The organism is Glaciimonas sp. Gout2 (assembly GCF_035018905.1).
Classification (GTDB): Bacteria; Pseudomonadota; Gammaproteobacteria; order Burkholderiales; family Burkholderiaceae_D; genus Glaciimonas.
Window position 1 is genome coordinate 1 of the sequence record NZ_JASJXA010000098.1, and the last position, 3,672, is coordinate 3,672.

Genomic DNA, 3,672 nt, shown 5'->3' on the forward strand with positions numbered 1-3,672 from the left:
TTAACCGCGTAACAACATCGCAGGCGCAGCGGTCACGATCGGCCAGAATGAGCGGTCACGTTGACCAGAATACGCAAAGTTTCGTGTGTTCTATCGGTAAGCCGGCTTTTGGGCTTATTTCGGGAGGTTGTTTTGAAAGATGCTCTGTAGCCTTAGATGCAGCAAATTCGTTCGGTGACCTGTAGTTAAAAGGAGTACGAACAGAGGGTATTAGATAACGCGCCTGATCAGCTTTAACCAGTCCGGTAAAGCAAAATAGCGCATCCATCTCTACCGCTAATCCTTGCTCGGCTTTACCATCCTCGGTTTTTGCCGGCAGTGCGATCATTTCTGCAGTATCCATGATGGCGATCACGCAATTACCTCCCGGAATCATCCCAATAATAAATTTTCCAAGTGCATAAATTTCGGAGTGAAAGATTTCTTCAGTTAACGTTGGAGACAGTGGTTGCGAAGGGGAGGCATCAGTAAACCTTTCATGTATTGTCGGCGAAAAGCTCTGTAAGCCACTCACGACTCTGGCAATTTTGTCAAAATTCTCTGCATGGATAAAGGTAGATGTAGCCTCGAAGGTGGTGTGATTGGATGGATGGAACCGAACCCCGCTGGTAAAGCTGGCATGATTTTCGTTCACATACTTATTGACACTACCGGCTTGATGTATTTGTTCCGTAATTTTTGAAACGACGGGCGATCCCCACGAGCGCTCTTCGGAAAATAAATAATAGTCAGAAGGCGCATCGTTGTTTATTGAACCGGTTCGTATAATGAGGCCTGATGTTGCATTAAACACGGCTTTATAAGAGACATCAGCATGTTTGGCTTCATACAAAATTACTTTCGGCACAAACACTTCTAATTGCGCAGCATTACCTGATGCGATTAAGTTCTCTCGATCCCATAAAGGTAAATGCTCTAGGCCGTAATTGTATAAATTATATTTGCTGAGTTTAAGTTTATTTAACGCATTCTTGGATTGCAGTTTGTGGAGCGCATCTCCATTAAACCGATCATTCACACTTAATAAGAATTCCTCCTCATTAATTTCGACTTCCTGCATGAGTCGGATCTTTGGTATGTCAGGTGCAATTAAGGTCGCAAGTGCGAACTTTATCCGTTCAGATGGCGTTCCCAAACGCTCACCCGATATATTTTTTGTCTGCCAATTGTAGGAGCGCATCAGCGCTTGTCCAGTGGCAGATGGCCATGCCGAAGGAGACATATCAATCACACTATGCAGTCCCGCCTCACGTAAAACTGCGGGCGTAAGGACCTGGCTAGTTTTAGCTGGAAATTGATTAATAAATCCCGCCCCGATGCTCATTAATGTGCTGTCATGGCTGTGGTACGGCGTATGGCGAAAATCAGCATGCTCAATGTTAAGTCGTGTGCTGAACAAAGGATCAATATCAATTAATACCGCCTCGGCAAACCACCTTGTGAGTGTATTGAACCGGTTACGATCGGCTCCACTCAGCGAGAGCGCTGGCAATGCTAGCCGCTGAAGAACCGTCGCTTTGGTACGAACTGCAAATTTGGACAATTTATCCAGTGTAGGATTAGTGTCTAGTTCCGCGCTTACATGGTCGTGTACAAAATCCTCTAAGCTTTGCGCGCTAGATGATCCATTTATTTGTACTAAAGCACTGAAAAATAACTTCGCGACGTCGTTTTGCAGTTCTGCCTGCTGTTTGGCTGGCTGCGGTTCTGCAGGGTCAATCCGAGCGCCTCCGCCATCAGCAGAAAAACGATGGGATTGCATCGCATATTTCAACATCGCGTACTCATACTGATCCACCGATACCTTGTTTCCCCATGTACGTGGCATTAACGGCGCGAACGCGTCCAGAAGCTGATAAACATTTGAGATATGATCATTATGTCGCTGGAATGCGATACCCTTTAATCGCTCGTCTTGCGGGACGTTCGTAGGCCAGTGTTGGTAAGCGTTTATGCCGCTCAACATCGCTGCTTTGTCTATCGAAGCATAAGCCTGATTTGTAGGAGATGAGGATTTTGCGATGCTGGTAGTAACAGGAGTGGAACCCGGAGCTGCAGTTACCGTCGGTGCCGGGGGAGAGGAGCTTCTGATCAAAGAAGCAGATGTCTCTTGTTTAGCTTCATCATCTGGCGGCCGATATGGACTCTTCAAAAAGACAGGCGCATCCTTGGCTACCTGCAATAACCTCCGCGAACCCGGTAACTTTTGTAGGTGGTCGTCTATATGCTTGTCAGATTCTGAAAGGCTGTTTCCGATGTCTTTCAAGGTCGGTAAGTGCGACGGTTCGACCTTCGCAGTACTAGTGTTTTCGCGTTCGATAGGTCCCACCAGATACGTCCGTCCAGTTGTATTCGCCAACACAGGAAAGTGCATGCCAGGATGATCACGGTAAGCCGACCAAATTGGCATGGGATTAATTCCAGTGACTAGCCCTAAAACTGCATGGGCCAATTCTGTTTTACCGATTAGTGGGCGGATTGAGTCCTGCAATATAGGCGTGTTCATCTCTCGAATTGCCGCCGTTCTTTGTTGTTCCTGTTGTTGGGCTATCTTTTCAGCTTTATTTCTCACCCAATGCGTTCTTTGCGCTTTAGTCTAGGTGCTTTTGAATGCGGTGAATTCACGCGATGCAGGGACGTTTCAGAACCGTTACAGCTTTTGAATCGCGTACTGAATTGGGATGGAGTGCCAGGGCTAGTACCCTGTCGTCGAGCTGCGGAGCTCTTAAAAGAGGTTAGGGTTGAGGGAGTGGAGATGACGAGACCCATGAGCATCCTTTGATGATGTTAATAACCGGTAACTATGAACAACTTAGAGGTTGTAAAGCACTGACTTTTCTGCGCATGTTCACGGATATTTAATTGCGCTTTCAGTGAGGTCATGCCATTTAAAACTGCTCGGTGATAGCTGAGTGAAGATGGTAAAAATCAAAATGAGGTAGGCTGTTCGTCTCTTCTCATACCAACTAAAAAAGAATTTCATGTCCTTCTGAACGCAAAAGAAAGTGGTTCAAAAAAGTACGAGGCGACATTGTTTAATTGCGGTGGTTTATCTAAATTATCATTGCCATTTTCATCTGTCGTTAGGACGAGAACGAAAGTCTAATTTGTTATGCTCAAGAGAGAGCTGATATGCAACAAGCGACAGAAAACTGGAACGAACAAAGAGAATACTGCCAGTAGTACCGAAACCGTAATGTAGTGGAGCGATTCTGCGAATGTCACAAACCATGTAGGCTTGTACTGAATCAATATAAGTTACAACAAACGGGCTCAACGCATAGGTATATTCGCAACACTAGCAATAGCGATTTCGGTTTTTTAGTTAAAATAAAGTCGATAGGCCTTCATGAATTTTTGATATTGCATAACGACCTGACAGCTAACACACATCAAATCCATGGGTGCGACATCAGGTGTTTTTTTTGCGTCGGCTTGCGTCAAACAATTCACGTACCAGAAGTTTTTGGATTTGAGCATCTAAAGGGTTAGGTGAGGACTCGCGTTTATGTCTAAAATTTGATGGTTGAGCGTCTCCAGTGGGCAGTGTTTTCAACATGTGTTGAAGCCATGATACAAATATGTCGGGCATCATAAACGCCTTAATTTTTTCATCAGGTGGCCCTTCGAACAATTTTGTTACAAAACCATCAAAGCGTTCCTGATTGATAG

Annotated in this window: 2 protein-coding genes; both read right to left on the reverse strand. The window is 45.2% G+C overall.

Features of this window, described 5'->3' with window-relative positions:
- Positions 1-55 precede the first annotated feature (55 nt).
- On the reverse strand, positions 56-2,572 hold the full coding sequence (locus tag QN379_RS23170; RefSeq protein ID WP_323507733.1) for a hypothetical protein: 2,517 nt from the start codon (positions 2,570-2,572) through the stop codon (positions 56-58).
- An 840-nt stretch (positions 2,573-3,412) separates the two neighbouring features.
- Positions 3,413-3,672, reverse strand: a 260-nt coding sequence (locus QN379_RS23175; RefSeq protein ID WP_323507734.1) for a hypothetical protein, incomplete at its 5' end; no start/stop codon positions are given.